The sequence below is a fragment of the Tropicibacter oceani genome, from assembly GCF_029958925.1.
GTDB classification, from domain to species: Bacteria; Pseudomonadota; Alphaproteobacteria; order Rhodobacterales; family Rhodobacteraceae; genus Pacificoceanicola; species Pacificoceanicola oceani.
The window spans coordinates 2,760,040-2,780,062 of the sequence record NZ_CP124616.1 but is presented as its reverse complement, the minus strand read 5'-3'; the positions used below and the strand labels follow the sequence as shown (position 1 = coordinate 2,780,062).

12 protein-coding genes, 1 tRNA gene and 1 rRNA gene are annotated in these 20,023 nt (G+C 63.9%); 7 read left to right on the top strand and 7 right to left on the bottom strand.

Going from position 1 to position 20,023, the window contains the following annotated elements:
- Positions 1-138 precede the first annotated feature (138 nt).
- Together rrf and QF118_RS13365 are read left to right on the top strand one after the other, a co-directional pair.
- Positions 139-253 (top strand): 5S ribosomal RNA (gene rrf / locus QF118_RS13370).
- A 74-nt stretch (positions 254-327) separates the two neighbouring features.
- A tRNA-Met gene (locus tag QF118_RS13365) sits at positions 328-404 on the top strand.
- A 12-nt stretch (positions 405-416) separates the two neighbouring features.
- On the opposite strand, the gene QF118_RS13360 is transcribed toward QF118_RS13365, so the two are convergent.
- Positions 417-1,073, bottom strand: a complete 657-nt coding sequence (locus QF118_RS13360; protein ID WP_282299550.1) for a response regulator transcription factor — start codon at positions 1,071-1,073, stop codon at positions 417-419.
- A complete protein-coding gene (locus QF118_RS13355; RefSeq protein ID WP_282299549.1) occupies positions 1,070-3,235 on the bottom strand; it encodes a sensor histidine kinase in 2,166 nt (721 codons plus the stop codon). The genes QF118_RS13360 and QF118_RS13355 overlap by 4 nt, the downstream gene beginning before the upstream one ends.
- Before the next feature lie 175 nt (positions 3,236-3,410).
- Between QF118_RS13355 and QF118_RS13350 the strand changes: the two genes are divergently transcribed.
- Entirely contained in the window at positions 3,411-4,121 is a 711-nt protein-coding gene (locus QF118_RS13350; protein WP_282299548.1) for a hypothetical protein, read from the top strand.
- A 155-nt stretch (positions 4,122-4,276) separates the two neighbouring features.
- Positions 4,277-5,548, top strand: coding sequence for a surface lipoprotein assembly modifier (locus QF118_RS13345; RefSeq protein WP_282299547.1), 1,272 nt, complete (start codon positions 4,277-4,279; stop codon positions 5,546-5,548).
- A gap of 30 nt (positions 5,549-5,578) precedes the next feature.
- Here the strand turns inward: QF118_RS13345 and QF118_RS13340 are convergent, their stop codons facing one another.
- From QF118_RS13340 to QF118_RS13320, 5 genes are all read right to left on the bottom strand, one after another.
- Positions 5,579-7,030 carry a Dyp-type peroxidase gene (locus QF118_RS13340; protein WP_282299546.1) on the bottom strand — a complete coding sequence of 484 codons (1,452 nt, stop codon included), beginning with the start codon at positions 7,028-7,030 and terminating at the stop codon, positions 5,579-5,581.
- 3 nt (positions 7,031-7,033) lie between these two features.
- Positions 7,034-8,269, bottom strand: a complete 1,236-nt coding sequence (locus tag QF118_RS13335; RefSeq protein WP_282299545.1) for a hypothetical protein — start codon at positions 8,267-8,269, stop codon at positions 7,034-7,036.
- A 39-nt stretch (positions 8,270-8,308) separates the two neighbouring features.
- Positions 8,309-10,171, bottom strand: coding sequence for a thiamine pyrophosphate-binding protein (locus tag QF118_RS13330; RefSeq protein ID WP_282299544.1), 1,863 nt, complete (start codon positions 10,169-10,171; stop codon positions 8,309-8,311).
- Between the two features lie 3 nt (positions 10,172-10,174).
- The gene (locus QF118_RS13325; protein WP_282299543.1) at positions 10,175-11,944 is read right to left on the bottom strand and encodes a flavin monoamine oxidase family protein; all 1,770 of its coding nucleotides are present in this window, start codon (positions 11,942-11,944) and stop codon (positions 10,175-10,177) included.
- Between the two features lie 463 nt (positions 11,945-12,407).
- On the bottom strand, positions 12,408-12,989 hold the full coding sequence (locus QF118_RS13320; RefSeq protein ID WP_282299542.1) for a hypothetical protein: 582 nt from the start codon (positions 12,987-12,989) through the stop codon (positions 12,408-12,410).
- 14 nt (positions 12,990-13,003) lie between these two features.
- On the opposite strand from QF118_RS13320, the gene QF118_RS13315 reads away from it, so the two are divergent.
- The 3 genes from QF118_RS13315 (at position 13,004) to QF118_RS13305 (ending at position 20,023) form a co-directional block, all read left to right on the top strand.
- Positions 13,004-13,240 carry a hypothetical protein gene (locus tag QF118_RS13315; RefSeq protein ID WP_282299541.1) on the top strand — a complete coding sequence of 79 codons (237 nt, stop codon included), beginning with the start codon at positions 13,004-13,006 and terminating at the stop codon, positions 13,238-13,240.
- Between the two features lie 160 nt (positions 13,241-13,400).
- Positions 13,401-18,635 (top strand): DUF6603 domain-containing protein, encoded by a 5,235-nt coding sequence (locus QF118_RS13310; RefSeq protein ID WP_282299540.1) that lies wholly within the window; start codon positions 13,401-13,403, stop codon positions 18,633-18,635.
- A 2-nt stretch (positions 18,636-18,637) separates the two neighbouring features.
- On the top strand, positions 18,638-20,023 hold the full coding sequence (locus QF118_RS13305) for a hypothetical protein (RefSeq protein ID WP_282299539.1): 1,386 nt from the start codon (positions 18,638-18,640) through the stop codon (positions 20,021-20,023).

Here is a 20,023-nt window from a genome sequence, read left to right as displayed (position 1 = left end):
TACTGACTTGGACAACACTTGATTGATGAACGCTGCGCCCGGAATTACGAGGGGCGGGAACGGGCATTGCTGCGCAATACCCTGCCTCCCGCTCAAACCAAGTAAAACCCAATCGCGCAGCGATTGGTTTTTACTTGGTTTGGTGGTCATAGCGAGAGCAAAACACCCGGCTCCATTCCGAACCCGGCCGTTAAGTGCCTTTGCGCCGATGGTACTGCATCTTAAGGTGTGGGAGAGTAGGTCACCGCCAAACCTAGTAAAAACCAATATCTCTCTAAACGTGTGATGCCTCACTCCATAAAACTTAACGTGAGGCAAAACAATTGGCGCGGGGTGGAGCAGCCCGGTAGCTCGTCAGGCTCATAACCTGAAGGTCGCAGGTTCAAATCCTGCCCCCGCAACCAATATCCCCCAAATCACCGCTTTCGGACACCATCAGGCGCCGCACGCAGACCCATACGGTTCGCGTGCCACGCAGCCTCGGCCCGCGAGCTGATCCCCAGTTTGCGGTAGACGATCTTGATATAGCTCGCGACCGTCGTCTCGGCGATGCCCAGGGTATTTGCGACCTCGGCATTGCGCAGGCCGCGGGCGATCAGTCCCAAAACTTCGGTCTCTCGTTCAGTCAGCTGCGCCTCGACCCCGGCGGCGGGGCCGGTCAGGCGGAAATGCTCCATGATCCTGCGCGCCACCGAGGGCGAGATCGCCGGTATCCCGATCGACAGCTGCGCCAGTTGGCGTGCCAGAACCGCCGGAGCGTTCTCCTTGAGCAGATAGCCATCGGCCCCCGCCGACAGCGCCCCGACGATGCTGGCGTCATCGCCCATGACGGTGGTCACCACCTTGATCATCTCGGGGTGGCGGCTGCGCATCTGGCGCAGCACGTCCAGCCCCGACCCATCGGGCAGGCCAAGGTCAATCAGGGCCAGGTCAAAGGGCGTGTCGACCAGTGCCATGGCGCTGCGCACGGTTTCCGCGGTTTCAATCCGCGCTTCGGGATAGACATCGCTGACCAGGTCGCTCAGCCAACGGCGGGTTTCCTGGATGTCCTCGACGATCAAGACATGTTTCATTCCGCCGCCTCCTTCAGCTCTGCGCCCAGCGGCAGGGTCGCGGTCAGGGTTGTGCCCTCGGGGCTGGTGCTAAGATCAAAGCGGCCGCCGGCCTGGGCAGTCCGGCCGCGCAGGTTGCGAAACCCGTTGCCCGTCGATCCCCGGCTTTCGTCAAAACCGCGGCCATTGTCGGCCATCGACAGGTGGATGCGCTGGTTTTCGGCCCTGACCTGGATGATGACGCCATGGGCACCCGCGTGGCGCACGATGTTGCTGGTGCCTTCGCGCAGAAAGGCGCGCAGCGTGTGGACGACCTGCGGCGGCACGGTGATGTCCGGGAACTCGGTCGCCTCCCAGGTGACGGCGATATCGGCGGCCTCAAGATGGCCGATGATCTCGGCACGCAGATCGGCCATCAGCCGGGGCAGGTGCCAGTTGTGCTGGTCCGGATTCGAAATGATTTCGCGCAGGTCGGTCAGCGTTTGGCGGATCAGCAGATCCTTGCGATCCCCGCCCGAGGTGTGCAGTGCGCTTAGTAGCAGAACGCCGATATTGTCGTGCATGTCGCGGTTGATGCGCGAGCGTTCGGCGATGACCGCCTCGCGGTAGGTCTGGTGCTGGTCCAGACTGTTGGCGATCAGCGATTGCAGCGCGCGCACGCGGGCCAGATCGCCCGAGGAAAACAGCCGCGTACCACCATCGGCCAGTTCCAGCCGCAGCGCCGGGAGCCCCGGCAGCGCCCCAAGCTGCAGGGCGCGGCCGTTGTCCAGCAAATGCGGTTCGGTGTTGTGCTGCCGCGTGGTCGCGATGGACAGCGGGTTGAACAGATCGGTCCAGAAGTTGCGCAGCAGGCCCAGCCGCAGGGCCGGGTCGTCGCCATGGGCGATCTCGGTCACGCGCTTGTACAGCTCTTCTGCGGGCATTTCACGGTGCTGACGCATGCGCCGCGCCAGACGGTCACGAAGGGGCAGGTAAACAAGCCCCACGGCGGCCAGAGCCAGCCCAAGCGCCGGGGCGCGGTCCAGCGACAACCCATAGATCAGCGCCGCGTCCAGCAGCAAAAGCAGCGCAACGCCAACGCCATAGGACAGGATCTTGAGCGACCAGTCCGACAGGTCGAACAACCGATAGCGGGTGACGGCCATGGCGATGCCGCCATAGATCAGCAGAAAGAACAAAAAGGCGGTGCTTTGCCGAAGCCAAGGCTCTTGCTGGCCCAGCAGGATCGGCAGGGTGGTGGTCAGCACAAAGCCCCCGGCACCGATGGCCACCGAAAGCCCCAGCCAGCCCAGCATCGCCCGCGCCGCCGGATCGCGGCGGTTCAGCGCCACCTGCGAACCGATGGCCAGCAGCAGCACCACCATGGTGATGGCAATGGCGTCCTGCAGGGTTGGAACATAGCGCGGCCAGTCGACGAACAGGACCAGACAGGCCCAGGCGCAAATCGTCATGGCCGGCAGGGGCAGCAACATGCGGTGGACGATACGGCGCGGATAGATCAGGAAAAGCGTCACCATGCCGATCCCGAACAGCAGCGAGCCAGAGCCGTTCAACCGGGTCAGCAGGCGAAAGACCTCCAGCGGCAGGGCGATTTCGCGCGTTCCATAAACCGCGGCCGAGCCCGAGGCCAGCGCCAGCCCGACCCCCGCCAGCAGGAACATCCGCGCCGCCATGTCGCGCGGCCGCAGGCAGACAACCCAGCTGCCGATGATCAGCCCGGTCAGGGCCACGGTCAGCTGGGTCCAGAACTCGATCGACAGGTCCGCCAACGGGCGTTTTGCCTGTGCGCTCACGCGGACGTCGCGCTCTGCGCCGTCCTGCTGCACGATCAGATCGACCGGCCCGGCGCGCAACGCGGCATGGATCTGGTCCTGGTGGGCATAGAACTGCGTCAGCAGATCGGCGCTGCCCAGCATGTCGGGTTCTTCGATCACATCCATGGCGCGCAGCGCCAGCGGCGGCTGACCGGCGGGCGCGACGGCCAGCAGAGTGGCCCCTTGCACCTCGGCCGGTGTCGGCCCGTCGTCGGCGACCGCGCCTATCGTGACGACATCATCGCGCAGGTCCAATGTGATGCCCAGCCAGGGCTGCGCCATCGCAACCCAGACCACAAGCAGCGCCATGGCCAGGTTCACGACGACACTGGCGGCGAAAACCGGACCGGGGGCAAAATACCAGCGCATGAACGTCCTCCCAAACTCTGCGCGACGCGGGCGCGACCGGGGCAAAGGGTAAATGACTGCGTGCAAATGCCTAGCCTGAAAATGAATTCGCGCCCCTCCCCTGAACAGGGGGGAGACGGGCATTCGTTGACGTTGGATAAGTCAGGTAATTTTAACCCTGATTTCGGAGAATTTCATGCAATCCCACAAGCTCTACACGACGATTCTGGCCGCAGGGCTGGTTACCGCGTTGTCCGGATGCCTGCAGTCCGGCGGCGGGGGCGGCGGCGGTTTTGGCGGCGGCGGTGGCGGCGGCGGGTCCGACTACGAGGCGGCCTTTGATGCGGCGTCCGGGCGGGCGCCCACCTCGGACATGCCGACGCGCATCCAGGCCGAATACGAAGGCCAGTTCAAGGTTGGCGTGAACGGCGGTTCGGCCGATCTTCTGGGAAGCCAGATCGACCCGCAGATGGCCGAGATTGTCGGCGATCTGGAAATCGGCGTCGACTGGACCGATGGCCAGACGGCGAACCCGTTCACGGGCAAGGCCGACAACATCACCGTGACCGAGGCAGGGACCTCGAACTCGGTGGTGCTGGACGGCGAGCTGACCGTTGACGCAAGCCTTCCGGCGAGCCTGACCCGGACGGTCATTCCGGCGCAGGTGGTTGGCGGCCAGTCGATCCCCGAGGTCCAGACCGGCGCCATGCTGCTGCACATGACCGGCCAGCTGAGCCATGATGGCCAGCGCGGCGACGTGACGGCGCAGCTGGGCGGCAACTTTGTCGGCCCCCAGGGCGAAGGCATGATCGGTGCGGTTGTCGGCGGCATCAAGGACGTCGACGATCCGACCGCACAGATCTTTGATGCCGGCTTTGGCGGCACCTTCTACCTGCTCAAGAAATAAACCTCGTCCCCGTGGCGGCCCCCGGCATTCGGGGGCCGCTGTTTTGCCTTGTGCCAAAAGGACGGTCATTGCAGAATTTCAAACCGTTCATTTGAGATAACGACAGCGCCGCCAGGCCAGAACCCGGGCCTGGCGGCCTTTTCTTCGAGGTGGCGATGCGACGTCTGCTTTTGACCCTTGCGCTGTGCCTGTACGCGGGCCTTGCCGCGGCCGGTGCCCTGGACGAGGCCGAGCAGGCCATCCTGAACGGCGATCCGGCGCGCGCCATCGCCCTTGCCGATGCGCACGAACCTGCCAACCAGACCGAAACCCTGCGCCGCCTGTGGATTCTGGGCGTGGCTGAAAACCGCGCGGGCCATCCGGACCGGGCGGTCAAGCCGCTGGCGCGGCTGGTGGCGCTGGCGCCGGACAATGCCGGGTTCCGGCTGGAGCTTGCCAGCGCCCTGATCCGCTCGAACCAGCAAGAGCGCGCGCGCTTTCACCTGGAACAGGTCAAGGGCGCGGGCCTGCCGCCCGACGTCCAGGCCCGTGTGCAGGCCGCGCTGAACCAGATCGAGGCGCCCAAGCTGCTGCAGGGCTATTTCCGGTTTGCCATCGTCCCCGAAAGCAACGCCGCCAAACGCACCGCCGCCGACCGTCTGTCGCTGGGCGGGCTGGTGTTCGGGGTCAACAAGGCCTCGCGCGCCGAGCCGGCGACCGGGGTCGAGCTGGGGATGGGCGTGGCGGCCATGCCGCGCCTGACCGACCAGCTGCGCCTGCGCTTTTCGGCGGATGTCACCGGCCGGATCTTTCCCGAAGGCACCCCCGACGACGCAACCCTGCGCGGCGGCATCGGGCTGGTGCATTTTGGTGCCGACGGGCGCCAGGCCATGGCCGAAGTGTACCGCGCGCAGCGCTGGCTGGACGGCGACGACTATACCGCCACGCTGGGCGCGCGCCTGACCTACAGCCAGCTTCTGGGCGCGCGCACCCGCGTCACCGGTCAGGTCGAGCGGGAAAGGATCAGCTATCTGAGCGGCTTTGACGTGCAGCGCAGCGGTGTCAGCCTGTCGTTCAGCCATGCCGCTTCGGCGCAGGTGATGCTGCGGCTGGGGCTGCGCGCCGAACAGCGCGACAGCGCCTATGCCCAGGCCGCCGGCCATGCGCGCGGCGTGACCATCGGCGGGGATTACCTGTTCAAGGGCGGCCTGCGCGCCGGGCTTGACCTGTCCTTTGACTACAACGCCTATGACGGGGTGCACCCGCTGCTTGGGCTGGCGCGGACCGACCGCAAGACCACCGCCGCGCTGCAACTGACCAACCAGAACTGGAACTACCTTGGCTTTGCCCCGGTGCTGAAGATCACCGCCGAACGGCAGCGATCGACCATCGTTCTGAACGAATACGAAAACCTGTCGCTGAGCATGGGCCTGACCCGGTCTTTCTAGTCCCGGGACAGGCCGCTCCGCTTTGCGCCTTCAGGCGATGTTGGGGGTTTCGGCCCGCCTGGGATCGTTCAGCGCCGCCTCGGCGCGGCAGGTCTGGGCGATGAAACGCAGCGCCGCCAGCCCGGGCATGAAGAAATAGGCGCCCCCCTTGACCGTCACGAATTGCGGCAGCTTTTCCAGCACCCGGCGATAGGGCTTGCGCGGAATGGTAAAGCGGTCGATCCCCTCGACACCCAGCCGCGCCGGACGCGGAGTTCCGATCACCGGGTCGACCTCTTTTTGCAGACCCTGAAAGAAGGTGTTGTTGCACCAGGCCGATTGCACGAATTCGAACTGCCGCACGATCGAGGCGTTGAAGCACATGAATTGCAGGCCGGTTTCGCCGTTTTCCTCAAAGATGCGGGCACGGCGCAGGATGCGGTGGCGCAGGGTGACGTCCAGCGACACCCCGGCGTTCTGGATGTTGACCGCGCGGTTGTTGCCGCGCCGGACATGCGATCCGACCGGGCAGTGCAGGCCCTGCACATCGTCGGTGAAATCAAAGCTGTTGTTGTCGGCTTCGGTGGCGGTGGGGGCCAGCGCGCGCCCGTCGATGCCGCGCCCGATCATCTTTTCGGCCAGCTTGACGGGGGTGTCTTCACCCTGGCCGGTGGCGGTTTCCTTGACATAGTCCCAAAAGGCATCGGTGTGCTGCGCCAGCTGCCGGAACACCAGGTATGACCCGTTCCGACCCAGATCGCGCCGGTCGCGCCATTGCGGATGCGTCGGCAGGATGCCATCGGGGTCCAGCCCGGCGCTGGTGGCCGGGGTTTCGGGCAGGGTGCCGGTGCCATCGGGATAGCCCAGGATCAATTCGCCCGGCGGCACCACCATCAGCGACGCCTCTTTCGGGTTGGTCTGGGCCAGGCGTTTCTGCCGCGGCGTGCCGTCCAGGATCGGCTGCGATACGCCATCCTTGAAACCAAAGGGTTCGCGGTTGTCGGTCTCAAGCTTGCCGAACAGCTTGTACAGGCAATCGGCGCCGTTGTTGGCGCAAAGACAGTCCATCAGGCGGGTTTCGGCCTCGTCCCTTGTCGGGGCAAAGGACATCAGGATGCCGTGCACCTCGTTCTGCCCGCCCCAGTCCCAATGGTCGGGGGCGTTTGCCTCGACATCGCCCAGGATGCGGCTGCGTTCCGGGGCGACCATGCCGCCGGTAAAGGAATGGTCATAGCTTTCGCCGATATAGCCATCGGCCAGCAGGGTTTTCAGACCCGGCGCGGTCAGCGCGATGTTCATGCGGTGGCGTTCGCCCTTGTCGGGCTGGCGTTCGGCGGCGCTGGTGATCTGGCCCTGCGCCAGCATCCTGCCCAGCCAGTCCTGAAAGGCGGCGCGGTCGGTGACGCGGAACAGCCCATAGGCGGCCTGGTCCATCTGCACGTAGCCACGGAAAAAGATGCCCTGGATGTCGGGGCTTTTGCTGAGATCGGGATAATCGGTCATGGGTCAGACATGCTCCAGCCAGGATGTGTCGCGGCTGCCTTTGCGGGCCAGTTTCAGATCGGCGCGCAATTGGCGGTTACGGGTGATGTTGGTGACGCTGACCGATGGATAGGCGCTGTACCAGACCAGCGTCGGCACCATCGAGCGGCGGGCATAGTCGATGAATTCGGGGCCCTTGGCCGCGCCGCCTTTCAGCATGAACCAGGTTTTCGGAAAGCCCAGCGAATGCGCCCAGGCCAGGTTCAGCCCGGCCGAAGCCTTGAGCGTGAAGTCATCCAGATAGCTGCGCCACGACCCGTCGTAGTTGCTGACAAAGATCAGCCGCCGGTTGTCGTTGGCAAAGGACCAATGGGCAAAATGGATGGTGTTGATTTCACCAAGAAAGCTTTTGCGAAAGACCAGCGTGACAAGGTTGCGCAGCAGGCCCAGGCCCATGCGTTTGGCCAGTTGGCGGCCGGGATCGGTGTGCAGGTAGACAACGCTGATCATGTGGTTGGTGGGGATGAAATCCTCGGCGATTTCCAGCGATCGGCGCAGGTCGGGGTCGGGGCGGGCGCGGTCCTCGGTGGCGGCGCGTTCCTTGATCAGGTTCCACAGCGCCAGCACCAGAAAGCCGATGCCATGCAGCAAAAGCGCCAGCCCGGCGCGGATCTTTGCCGGCAGCGACAAACCGGTTCCGGGGTCGGGCACCTGGTGCCAGCGGTCCTTGGTGGCCGGATCGTCGTCCAGCGCTTTCAGGACGGCGGTTTGTGCCTGATCGGGCGGCAGCGCCACACCGGCGGCCCCCAGGGTACGATCCACCACCTTGTAGACCGAAGCATCCAGCCGGATCTGGTCGCGCGTCATGTTCACCGCGGAAATGAAGCCGGCGGCGGGGTGCAGCACGTGCTGCAGCATGTAATCGCGCAGCGCCGCCAGGCTGGTGACATCGCCGCCCGTGCAATGGCCATAAAGCGACAGCAGGAACGCCCCGTCATCGCGGCGTTGCGCGGTGTCGATCAGCTGTTGCAGATGCGCCTCGATCGGCCCGTCGATGTTGTGTTCAAAGACCAGCGACCAGCCATCTTCGGGATCGTCGAAAAGGGCCAGGCTGGCGAAATGCAGCGTGTCGATCCGGGCAAAGCCGAAGGGGTCATCGCCCGTGTCGGGGCAGATCAGGTCATGGCCTTTGAGCGCGCTGACAATGCCAGCCTGCTGGCCGGGCTTGACCGGGGTGACGACGGTGAATTTGTTCTGCATCGCAAGCTCGCTTTTTCGGGGCATCAAGGGGCGGTCAGGTCAGGTCGGGCAGGTCATTTTCCAGCGGGTGGTGTCGGGCAGGTCCTTTTCGGGAATGCGCACCGCCACCAGCGTAAAGGTCGGCTTGCCGGTGACCTTGTTGATCGGGCGCGTGTCCAGCCCTTTCAGCACGGCAGAGAGTTCGGCATTGGTGCTGACGGCATATCCGACCCCGCCAAAACCCTCGGCTATCTTGACGTAATCCCAGATATGGCCCTGCGGGATGGCGGTCAGGGGTTCAAACTCGGGCGGCGGCGCGCCGGGGCAGAAGGCATCGGGGTTGATCAGCCACTGCTCGACCGCGTAAACTCGGTTGTCCATGACGAAAAACACGTTGTCCTGCCCCAGCTGCGCGCCCAGCCCGATGGCGTTGACGGTTTCGGCAAAGGCCGCGTCGCCGGCCATGGTGATGACCCGCCGGGGCCTGTCCTGCAGCGATTGCGACAGGGCGACACCGGTGGTTGCCCCGGTGCCATAGCCAATGGCGGCCCAGGCCAGTTGCGCGACATAGCCCCGCTGGACGGCTTTGACATTGGTCAGCGCGACAAAGCTGAAGCCTGAATCGGCGACGATCACGGGGTAGTCTTCGGCGGTGCAGCGCTCAAGATACTCGTGCACCAGAAGCGATTTGAAACTGTCGTAGGTCAGCCCATCCTCGGGCGGAAATTTCGACACCGGCGGGATGTCCCAGGGCGTTCCTTGCAACCCCGGAAAGGGCGATCCGCGCAGGGGCTTGGCGCGCAGCCGCCGGATCAGCTCGTCGATCAGATCGACCATGGCGACATTGCCCCAATAGGCCAACCCGCGCCCGACCAGAACCGCGCCGTTACGCGCCTGAACATGGGTCGGGCCGGGCAGGGGGTCGTCGCTGGGCACATAGTCGGGGGTGACCACGCCAAGATAGTTGAAATCGGTGTCCTGCACCCCCAAAGCGACAAAGCAATCCGCCGTCTCGGCCAGATCCTGCACGTTCTGCTGGCTGGATCGCCCGATATAGCAGCCCGAAAACCGCAGGTCCTCGCGGGTTTCATCCAGCACCGATTTGCCAAGCCCGCTGGTGACATAGGGCGCATCGGCCAACTGGCACAGCGTGGCAAAGGCATCTTCGGCCCCGGCGCGGGCGATCTCGCTTCCGGCCATGAAAACCAGCCGTCTGGCGCGGCGCATATGCGCTTCGACCGCGTCGGCGGCATGGCCCAGCGACGCCGCATCAACGGGCAGGGGTTCGGGTACCAGCGGCGTGTCCGGCACAGGCCGGCAGGGCGACAGGCTTAGCGGATTTGCGATCTCGATATAGACCGGGCGGCTGGTGGTGATGCAGCAGCGCAAGGCGGCGTCGATCTGATCGGGCGCGCTGGCCGGATTGTCGATGCGCACCGCCATTTCGGTGACCTCGCTCAGCACCCGGTAATCAGAATGCGATCCGTCCAGCATGTGGTGGTACAGCACGCCCTGATCGCGCTCGGAATTGAACTGCGCCTGCGAGGGGCTGCCATTGATCAGAACCAAGGGCACCCGTTCGACAAAGGCCCCGCCCACCGCCTGCACCGCATTCAGCGCGCCAACGCCATAGGTAAAGGCCGCGCAGCCCACGCGCCCCTTGACCGACCGCGCATAGCCGTCGGCGGAATAGACGGCGGACACCTCGTTGTTGGGGTGGATGCGCTGCAATCCGGCGTTCAGCGCCGGATCATCCAGCGTGTTGACGTATTCGGCGATGTAATCCCCCGGAATGGCAAAGACGTGGCGTACGCCGATCTGCGCCAGCCGTTTGTTGAGGTAACTCGCCACGGTTTCGGTCGCACCTTTTGCGGACGGCTCGGGCTTGGGGTGATTGTGCAGGCCAAGAAAGTGATGTCGCATGGCTTATCCCCCCCACAGGCCAAGCGGGCGCGCCTTGGGCGCCGCTTTGGTTTCGGGTTCGGGGCAGGGTTTGTTGGTCAGCGGCGCGATCGGACTGCCGAACAGCGCCATGCCCAGCTTTTCCAGCGCCAGGTTGCAGGACCGCAGCGACCCATTGACCCAGCCCTGCATGTCGGAAAATGCCTCGTTGCAGACATAAAGACCCTTGACCGGGTTGGCCAGAAAGGCGCGCACTTCGCTGTCGCGGGTGTTCATGCGCCACTGGTGATAGGCGAATTCGAAGTCCTCGTTGCCATCCCACAGACGATAGCTGGTCAGCACCGGATCGGGGACGCAATTGGTGCCGAACAGCAGCGCCAATTGCTTTTGCGCCTCTTGCACCACGGCGACCGAGGCGGGGTACATCACCTGAGGCACCTTGGCGTTCTGCTTGCGCTGCAGGTCCGCGTCGAACTTGGGCCCGACGTTCTGCAAGCCATGCCAGAAATTGGTGTTGTCGAAATCGCAATAGATCGTCAGCGCGGCGGCGGCATCGCGGATGTCGGGCAGGCCGGTCTGAGGCTCTGACCCCTCTTCGGGAAGGGCATAGAAAGGATAGACCGCATTGACCGGCAGGTTGGAAAAATTCGGCCCGAACTTCACCGCAGGGCGCCCGGTCATCTCATTGTGCCACCACGGCTTGGTGAAATAGAGGTTGATCTTCATCAGCTTCATCCCAAGCGAGGCATAAAGCGCATCCCACAGCCGTTCCGCATCCGGCGCGGAGTTCAGCGCCGGGGATCGGTAATACAGGTCCTGACAGCCCTTCGAGGCGGCGGCGAGCACAAGCTGCCGGGCATTGAGGTGCTTCTTGGTGGCGCCGGCCATGACCGGGCGGGCGTTGACCGGCAGGATCGCCTGGGTCAGCGTCAGGTCGAAATTGCCCTCGGCGCCGGAAATGCTGTCGACATTGGTGCTCAGCACAATCCGCACGCGGCCCGGATAGTCGTTTTCCAACCGCTGGGCGATGGCATTGGGCAGGGTGCTGAAACCCATCTGAAAGGTGTAGTAATGCGGGTCCTTGGGGAAATCCGCCAGGATCTGAAAGGCATCCCCGGCATTGGCCAGGGATTTTAAAGGCCCAGCAAAACCAATGGTTTCCGTCAGCATCTGAATGCATTCTTCGGAATAGCCCATGTCGCGCAGCAGGCCCCACATCTGCCATTCGTTCATCGCAATTCCGCGCCAGGTGCAGTTTTCGCGAAAATCGGTCCAGTCATCCGGCGTGATCCCCTGACGATAGGGCCTGTTGTTGGCCATCAACACGGTGCGATAGGCGGCGGTGACCAGATCGGTGGGGCTCAGCCCGGTTTCCTCGGGCTTGAGATCGTAAAGATCGCTCCAGATCATCTGGTCGCTGTCAGCGGCGTCCTGCAGCGTGAACGTTGTGCCACGGATGGAAAAGCGGTTGGGCATGTCGGGCGTGCCCATGGGGAAACTGACGATCTGGTCACAAAGGCCAAGCGCCGCGTTCAGGGTCATCAACTCGCTCATGTCATAGTTGAAACGCATCCCGCCTTCTTCTTCGCGGACCTTTTCGCCGGGCGCGATTTCCACGATGTCGCTGTCCAGCCGCCCGCCGGTACGGTCCAGCCGTTCCAGAACGGTGACGGTGACATCAGGGTCGGCGTCCAGCAGGCGCCAGGCGCAATAAAGGCCGGATATCCCGGCGCCGACGATGGCGATATCGCTGTGGCAGCTGTCGTCGAGCGACTGAAAATCGGTTCTGAGCATGAAATTTCCCCCCGGGGCAATAGTCCGCGCGCGGCGCGGCATCAAAATCGAAAAGCCCCGGAAAACGGCAACAAAAGGGGGCGGCGAAACGCAAGAAATGGACGGCAACTGAATGAATGTGAAACAACCATAGGGGGATTGACGGGATGTCGCAACTGATTTCATGTGCGACTTTCAGGGCGCCCGGGGTGACGCTGTCAAAGCCCTTTCAGTTTTGCGCTTTGCTTTAGGGGTGAGTGGTAAGGTGTTGATAATGATTGATATAGGGACTCGTTTTCAGCTGTGTACACAGCAGCTGCGCCTCTTGGGACGGTATTGTTTTCCTGCTGCGAGGCGCAGAATTTCTATCGTCTGGCGCGATGTTCAGTAAAGTGGCGGGCGGTCGCGAAACAACTGTAAGGAGAAAGGTGCGGCAGTGGCCGCCGCTCCTCAGACGCTGCGCGAGAAAAGACGCGCAAGCGCTTTATCTGAATACATATTTTCTTGCATAGATCATCGTTTCCGCCTGGCAGCCATTGCCGGTGACATTCGCGACCTCGCCGTTTGCGTATTTGTAGTAATAGTGGAACGCCTTGCCGCTGTCGCAGGTTTGGGAATTGGGGTCCCAGGTTTTGTAAACCCAAACCGATCCGCCCAGCAGGTTGCTGCGGTCGCCGGTCATGTAGGGTTCGGTCACCAGCCGCATCCCGCCGTTCCAGGACGAAAAATGCAAACGGCGCATGCCGCGGTTGCGCATGATCATGAATTCGTTGTCATGCAGCAACTGGGGGTTGTCCGTGACCTGAACAAAGGCGTCATAGACGTTGGGGGCAAAGACGTACCATGTCAGCGCCTCGGCGATCTTGTTCAGGGCGTCATTGTCGATCGTGCCGACGGACAGGGTGCCGGGGATCGACACGTTGCCGTCCGGGGCGATGGCAATGGCATCCTGGGCGCGGGCGCTGCCAATCGGCGCCAGGAACAAGATCAGGCAAAGGCTGAGCGGTTTGAAAAAGGACATCATGGAAAAGAACCAATCATTTTCGTGGGCGGTTGGTGTCGGCAAGGCGGGGCGCCTGGGTGAAATTACCGGAGACCGTCAAAAGAGGGCTGCAAACGCGTAAGACCAATAAGGTGACTCAAGGCTGCGCGATATCTGTGGTTGAATCAATGAAAAAGATTTCTCTTGATTTATGGGGGGTCGGCTGTACGGTCAAAACTGTCGCATCGGTTGGCGATATTGCTTTTCTGATATTTTTCAGTGGTTTGCGACAGGAATTTGATGACTCTGATCCGGGTCGTTGCGGTTTTGAATGACGAATATGGCCCAAGTTTTGCGCCAACCCGCGAGAGCATTTCCCGCGGCTTTCAAGGTGCGTCCTGCCCGCCTGATCCGATCGAACAGCCTTAGCCAAAGGTCGCCCTTTGCCGATACGGTACGGCGGCCGTTGCGAAACCTTTTGGGGGCCGCCGCGACATGTCCTTAGAAGCTCCGGTACTGGATGATCTTGATCCCCGCCTGGGAAAACTTGGCGTGCTTCTGGGGCTATTGCAGGCCCAGGGCGATGAGGGGGAGTATCTGCTGCAGACCGATTGGTTCGCGGATCCCATCGGCCACATCAGCGCCATCGTGCGGGACCATCCGCATGAATTGCTGGATGAAATCCTGTCGTTCCTGGGCGAAAGCCAACCCAGCCCGCTTGACCCCGAAGGCGGCGAAGTCTGGCACGCCATCGAGCTGACCCGGGACGGCAAGCGCGTTCCGACCGGTCTGAGCCTTGTCGCGATCCCGCTTGGCGAGGGCGAAGAGGACGGCGGTTCGGCCCGGATGTCGCTGGGCATCGCCTTTGATCCCTTTTCCCATCTGACGGACAAACCGGCCATTTCGGTGCAGGTGGTGGCGCAGCTTCCGGTTCTGGATCTGGCGACGCGGCGGTTTTTGCCAGGCCAAAAGGGCGAGCCGCTGAAACTGGCGCTGAGCCTGCGCAGCGGCACCGGCGAGCCCTTCAGCGCTGGCGAAACGGTGATCCAGCTGACCGGGCTGGACCTGACGGCCGATCTGTTCACCGATGCGGTGCCCGATGTGCAGGTCATGCTGAAAGGCTTTGGCATGGGCGGGGCCAAGCCCGCCGACATGGACCTGTTCAAGGTGATAAAGGACCCGACCCTGCTGCTGGGCGATGCGCTGCGGGCACTGCTGACCGAGGCGCTGAACCAGGCCAGCAAGCGCGCCGCCAAGGGCAAGACCGGCGCGGCGCTGCAACGGGCCAAGGGGATGGAGCAGGGCGCGCTGTGGCTGCTTGGGCTGCCATCGCCGCAGGGGCAGGCCTCGGACATTCCGCCGGTCGATTGGGCGAAACTGGTCGGCAGCGGCTTTGGCGCCGAATGGAAACGCTGGTTCACCGGCATCGTGCATGATGCCGACACGCTGCGGGCCTGGCTGCATGGGCTGTATTGCATGGCGCAGGGGCTGGATGTCTATGCCCGCAAGGATGACCGAGCCACGGACATGAACGGATCGGGCACGCTGGATGATCCGTTCAGTGTCACCTGTTTCGATGGCGGCAAGACCGCGCCATCCTTTGCGCTGACGCTGGCGGTGGATGACAGCGGCCCGATCAGCCTGGCGCTTGGCGCGCGCATGGTCACGCCGACGAAACACCCGTCGGACAAGATCGACCTGGATTTCGACATCTCGGCCAAGGCATCGCTGGCGCAGATCCCGCTGGACGGGCCGGTGGCGGTGCATGTCCAGCCGGAGTTCGAGATTGCGGTCAAGGCCGCGCGGCCCTCGGGCGATCCCTTGTTTGAACATGACGATGACACGCCTGCCTTCAGCATCAGCCCGACAGAGTTCGACATCGGCCTGCGCCTGACCCCGGACCATCCGCATCCGCAGCCCTTTGGCGAATTCAAGGCCGACGACAAGACCCTGACGCTGGAACAGATGTTGACGCGCAGCATGGACCAGGCCCAGCCGCAAGAGGTGCTGCAGGCGTTGGTCGCGAAACTGCACGAAGATGCGGTCTGGAAACAGGTCTTTGACAATCTTCTGCCGCCGGAAAGCGGGCTGACCTACAACAAGGGCGGTTTCGATTTCGCCTTTGCGACCACGATCCAGGACCGCCCGGTTTCGGCCAATCTGCGCGCCGGTCTTTTCCGCGATAGCGGACTTGGCTTTGCGGGCAAGGTCGATCTTGCGGTCGATCCGCTGGGCCTGTCGCTGACCACCACGGCGGTCGTCAGGGACGTGTTGCACCCTGCGCCGCCTGATTTCGGCTTTGCCGCCAAGGCCGGGCCAGCGGGGGACGACCAGTCCTTTGTGCCCAGCCTGATCGCCCAGCGCCCCCTGGGCAAACCCTTTGCCGTGACCGCGACGCTGCCGGTCGAAGGCTTTGACGACCCGCTGCAGCTGGGGCTGGTGCCCTTTACCGGGCTGACGGGATTTTCCGCCGACAAACTGGTGCCGCTGCTCGAAGAGGCGGTGCTGGATCATCCGGCGGTCAAGGACTGGCTGAACGCGCCGGTGACGCAATCGGTCGAAACCTGTTCCTGGGCGAACATCCTTGTCGACTGGGGGTTCTTGACCCGCAAGCCGGCCGGGGATGGCGATGCGGCGGTGCTGCGCCTGCCTGTGCAGGCCTCGGGCGCGGTCGATGTCGACGCGCTGTTGGCGCTGCGCCCCGAAGCGTTGATCACCGCGGCGCTGCGCGATTACCTGGGCGATGTGACCGAACAGCTTTTGTACCGTATCGGCGAAGACGACGGGATTTACCTGACCCATGCCAAGGCCGAGGGCGGCGACAAGCTGCAGGGCCGCTATGGGCTGCGCCTGGCGATGGCCGATATCGAGGTCGGCGGCAAACCCAAGGGCGCCGCCAAGAAGGGGGCAAAACCCGGAAAGGCCAAGCCCGGCAAGCCCGGCACCAAGGTGGTGTTGCAGGCGGGCAAATGGATGTCCACCGCCGCCAAGGACAAAGCCGCCGCCAAGGACAAAGCCGCCGCCAAGGACAAAGGCAACGACAAAGACAAAGACAAAGACAAAGACAAAGACAAGGCCAAGCCCGCCGATACCGACAAGGACAACTGGCTGACCCGGTCCTGGACCGACAAACAGGCGCCGCCAGCGCGCGGCATTCATCTTGACCTGGTCACTGTCGATGCCAAGGGCGCGGGCTTTGCCCCCGGTCTGCGGTTGGTCAGTGTCGGCCTTGACGTGGAAGGCACGGAAAAGAAACCGCTTTTTGACATCAAGGGCTATCGCAGCCAGGGCATGCAGGCGCGGCTGTATTTCGACGATGGCGGCGGGCAGATCGCCCTGGGCGGCGGGGTCAGGATCGACCGCGCCTCGATCCCGCTGGGGCCGCCGTCGGGGCCGGGGGCGGCGTCAAAGAACCCGGTGGCCAGCGGGCTGCTGTCCTCGGGCGGCAAGACGGCCAAGGGCAAGGGCAAGGCCAGCGACGCCAAGCCGGTGAACCCCGAATTCGGGGTGCAGATCAGCTATGTGCAGAAATTCGACGGTCAGATCCTGAACGATGACCCCAAGGCGGGCGGCAAGGTCTGGATTCCGGTCAACAAAAGCTTTGGCCCGATGTTCTGCCGCAAGCTGGGGCTTGGCTTTGACAGTGCGCCGCACCTGCTGGTGGGCTTCGACGGCTCGGTCGAGCTGGGGCCGCTGGGCGTTGATCTGATGGACCTGTCGGTGGGGATCCCGCTGACCCACCCGCAGGATTTCAAGGACTATTCGCTGGAACTGGGCGGGCTGGATCTCAGCTTCAAGGGCGGGCCGGTGGAAATCAGCGGCGCCTTTCTGGAACAAAAGCTGCCCGCAACGCCGCAATTGCCCGGAGGCACGGTGCAATACACCGGCGCGGCCATGCTCAAGACCGAGGTATTCTCGATCTCGGGGTTCGGGTCCTATGCCAGCCTCGATGGCGCGCCGTCGATGTTCATCTTTGCGGTGCTCGACCAGGACCTGGGCGGCCCGGTGTTTTTCCACGTCACCGCGCTGGCGGCGGGGTTCGGGTTCAAGCGCAGGCTGATCCTGCCCGATATAGACGGGGTGCAGGATTTCCCGCTGGTCAAGGCGATCCTCGAGCCGGCTTACATCAGCAACGCCGACGATCCCGAAGAGGCGCTGAAGAAACTCAGCGCCGCCATCCCGCCCGATCCTTCCAGTTACTGGCTGGCGGCGGGCCTGCGGTTCCGGTCCTTTGAACAGATCGAAACCGTGGCGCTTTTGGCGGTGACCTTCGGGTCGGACCTGACGGTGTCGGTGCTGGGGGTGTCGACGCTGACCGTCCCGGCCAACCTGCCCAAGGGCACCAAACCCATCGCCTATGCCGAATTGGCGCTGAAGGCCGAATTCAACCCGGCCGTGGGCGTGCTGTCGGCCGAGGCGCGCCTGACCTCGAATTCCTATGTCCTTGATCCCGATGCCAAGCTGACCGGAGGCTTTGCCTTTTACACCTGGTTCAGCGGCGATCACGAAGGTGATTTCGTCGTCACGCTGGGCGGCTATCACCCAAAGTTCACGCCGCCCCCGCATTACCCCGATGTGCCGCGCCTGGGGCTGGACTGGAAAAAGGGCAACATGCGCATCACCGGTGCGCTGTATTTCGCCCTGACCCCGTCCTGCCTGATGGCGGGCGGCAAGCTGGCGGCGGTCTATGACATCGGCTGGGCCAAGGCCTGGTTCACCGCCTATGCCGATTTCATCATCAGCTGGAAGCCCTTTCACTACGAAATCTCGGTCGGGGTCTCGATCGGGGCCAGCGCCACGGTCAGCGTCGACCTGGGGCTGTTCACCGTTTCCAAGACCTTCAAGTTTGAACTCGGCGCCGACCTGCACATCTCGGGGCCGCCCTTTGCGGGCAGCGCGCGGATCAAGTTCTATGTGGTGTCCTTTACCGTCCACTTCGGCGACAGCGGCCATGCCGGACAGGACCCGATCGGCTGGGCCGATTTCAAGGGCTCGTTCCTGCCCAGTCCCGATACGGTCTGCTCGGTGGTCTATGCTGGCGGGTTGATCCGCGAATGCAAGGACGACAAGGGCCGCAAGATCGCCATCGTCAATACCAACGATCTGGCCGTGAACCTGCAATCGCTGGCGCCCAGCACCGATGTGCGCTGGAACGGCGGGGGCGTCGCGGGCGGCACGGACGGTCAGAAACGGCTGGGGATCAAGCCGATGTTCGCCAGCGCGCTGGACAGCCCGTTCAACGCGGTGATGACCGGCCCGGGCGGCAAAGCCCTGCCGGACGATCTGTTCGAGGTGCGGCTGCAGCGCAAGGGCTTTCCCGATGCCATGTGGGGGCAGGGCAAGCCCGACACCCGGACACCGGCCGCAAAGCTGCTGCAAAAGGTGCCCGCCGGCCTGACCGTCACCCTTAGTGCCAAGGGCAAGGCCAGCCAGGTGCGCCACGCCTTGCCGGCGATGCAGCTGGCGGTCTTTGCCTACGAGCCGATCGACAAGGTGATCCGCTGGGGCGATCTGGCGATCCCGGCCGACATCACCGCCAAGGGCGCCAGCACGATGGCGCAGATCATCACCAGCGACAAACGCGGCGCGGTCATGGCGGCGCTGCAGGCGGCCACGCCGCATCCGCTGAACGACAGCGATCTGACCCGCACCGCCGCGCAGGCCGCCACGATCTATCAGTCCGAGCCGACCTATGCCGCGCTTGGCCAACTCTTGCCGGAGGAGCGGTAACCATGGCCGAAACAGCCCCCCCGTCGGATCAGCCGCCGCTGCAGGCCGGTCAGATCCGGTTCTATCAGGCCGCGCCCCCGGCGATGCCGCCGGGCGATTACACCCTGACCGTCACCCAGACGCTGAGCGGCGGCAAGGGCGACCGCTATGAGGCGCAGCGCGGCACTGCCTCGGACAGCTTTCGCACCGACAGTCCCTTTGCGGTGGCCGGTCCGCGGTTCTACCTCAAACCCAGTGAAATCTATTCGGTCTATCCGCCCAAGGGTGATTTCGGCCCGCATGACAACGCGCTGCCCCAGGTGGTGTTCACCCGCCGCACCCTGCCGTGGGAACGGACGCTGGATGGCGCACCGCTGGACCCGGACAACCCGGTGCCCTGGATGGCGCTGCTGTCGCTGTCACCCGGCGATTTTGCCGATGGCAAGCTGCCCAAGGTGACCGCATCCACCGTGGCGGACCTGCTGGCGCCGCCTGCCGGAACGCTGGGGCCGCAGGGGCTGCGGCTGGAGTACGGCGAGGATGGCAAGGACCTGTGCAACACCCTGGACCTGCCGATCGCAGTGTTCGCCGAAATCTGCCCCAGCGCCGAGGACCTGCCGTTTCTGGCGCATGTGCGCGAAGTCAGGACCGCCGGCAAGGAAACCCTGTCGCTGAAACAGGATGGCTGGTTCACCGTGGTCCTGGGCAACCGCATGCCCGAAACCACCACGCAGGCCGAAGGCATCCCCAACCTGGTCTGCCTTGTCTCGCTCGAAGGGTTCAGGGACCACCTGCCGGTGCTGGACGCCAATGCCACGCCAAAGGTGGGCGGCGCGGGCGCCGACACGGCGCAATCGGTGCGTCTGGCGGTGCTGGCCAGCTGGCAGTTCACCTGCTACGGGCACAATGACTTCAAGGTGCGGATGACCGACCTGGACGACCGGTCCCTGCTGTCGCTGGGGGCCAGCAAGCTGCCCGGCACGACCGATGGTGAAAAGGCGGTCAACACCGCCTTTGACCTGGGCTATGCGGCGCTGAACCACACCACCCGGACAGGCGAAAAGACCGTGTCGTGGTATCGCGGTCCGCTGATCCCGCTGCGCATGCCGCCGCGTTCGCCCTATGCCTTCATTCCCAGCGCCGACCGGGCGCTGCGCTATGACGATACCGGCATGTTCGCCGCCGAATATGCGGCGGCCTATGAACTGGGGCGTCTGCTGGCCTTGCAGAACCGGGCGGTGACCAGCGCCATGGCGCGCTACCGCTCGTCCGTAAAGCTGGCCCAGACCCGCGCGGCGCGGCGCCTGGCCAATGCCGACCGCTTTGGCGTCACTGACCTGAAAAAGCCCGGCGACACCTTCGAAGACGTGGTCGCGGCGCTGTTTGAAACCTCGAAAGGATTGGGCTGA

Coding starts and splice junctions, on each gene's coding strand:
- QF118_RS13310 (WP_282299540.1), top strand. CDS start 13,401: ATGTCCTTAGAAGCTCCGGTACTGGATGATCTTGATCCCCGCCTGGGA.
- QF118_RS13340 (WP_282299546.1), bottom strand. CDS start 7,030: ATGACCGATTATCCCGATCTCAGCAAAAGCCCCGACATCCAGGGCATC.
- QF118_RS13305 (WP_282299539.1), top strand. CDS start 18,638: ATGGCCGAAACAGCCCCCCCGTCGGATCAGCCGCCGCTGCAGGCCGGT.
- QF118_RS13350 (WP_282299548.1), top strand. CDS start 3,411: ATGCAATCCCACAAGCTCTACACGACGATTCTGGCCGCAGGGCTGGTT.
- QF118_RS13345 (WP_282299547.1), top strand. CDS start 4,277: ATGCGACGTCTGCTTTTGACCCTTGCGCTGTGCCTGTACGCGGGCCTT.
- QF118_RS13355 (WP_282299549.1), bottom strand. CDS start 3,235: ATGCGCTGGTATTTTGCCCCCGGTCCGGTTTTCGCCGCCAGTGTCGTC.
- QF118_RS13335 (WP_282299545.1), bottom strand. CDS start 8,269: ATGCAGAACAAATTCACCGTCGTCACCCCGGTCAAGCCCGGCCAGCAG.
- QF118_RS13360 (WP_282299550.1), bottom strand. CDS start 1,073: ATGAAACATGTCTTGATCGTCGAGGACATCCAGGAAACCCGCCGTTGG.
- QF118_RS13325 (WP_282299543.1), bottom strand. CDS start 11,944: ATGCTCAGAACCGATTTTCAGTCGCTCGACGACAGCTGCCACAGCGAT.
- QF118_RS13330 (WP_282299544.1), bottom strand. CDS start 10,171: ATGCGACATCACTTTCTTGGCCTGCACAATCACCCCAAGCCCGAGCCG.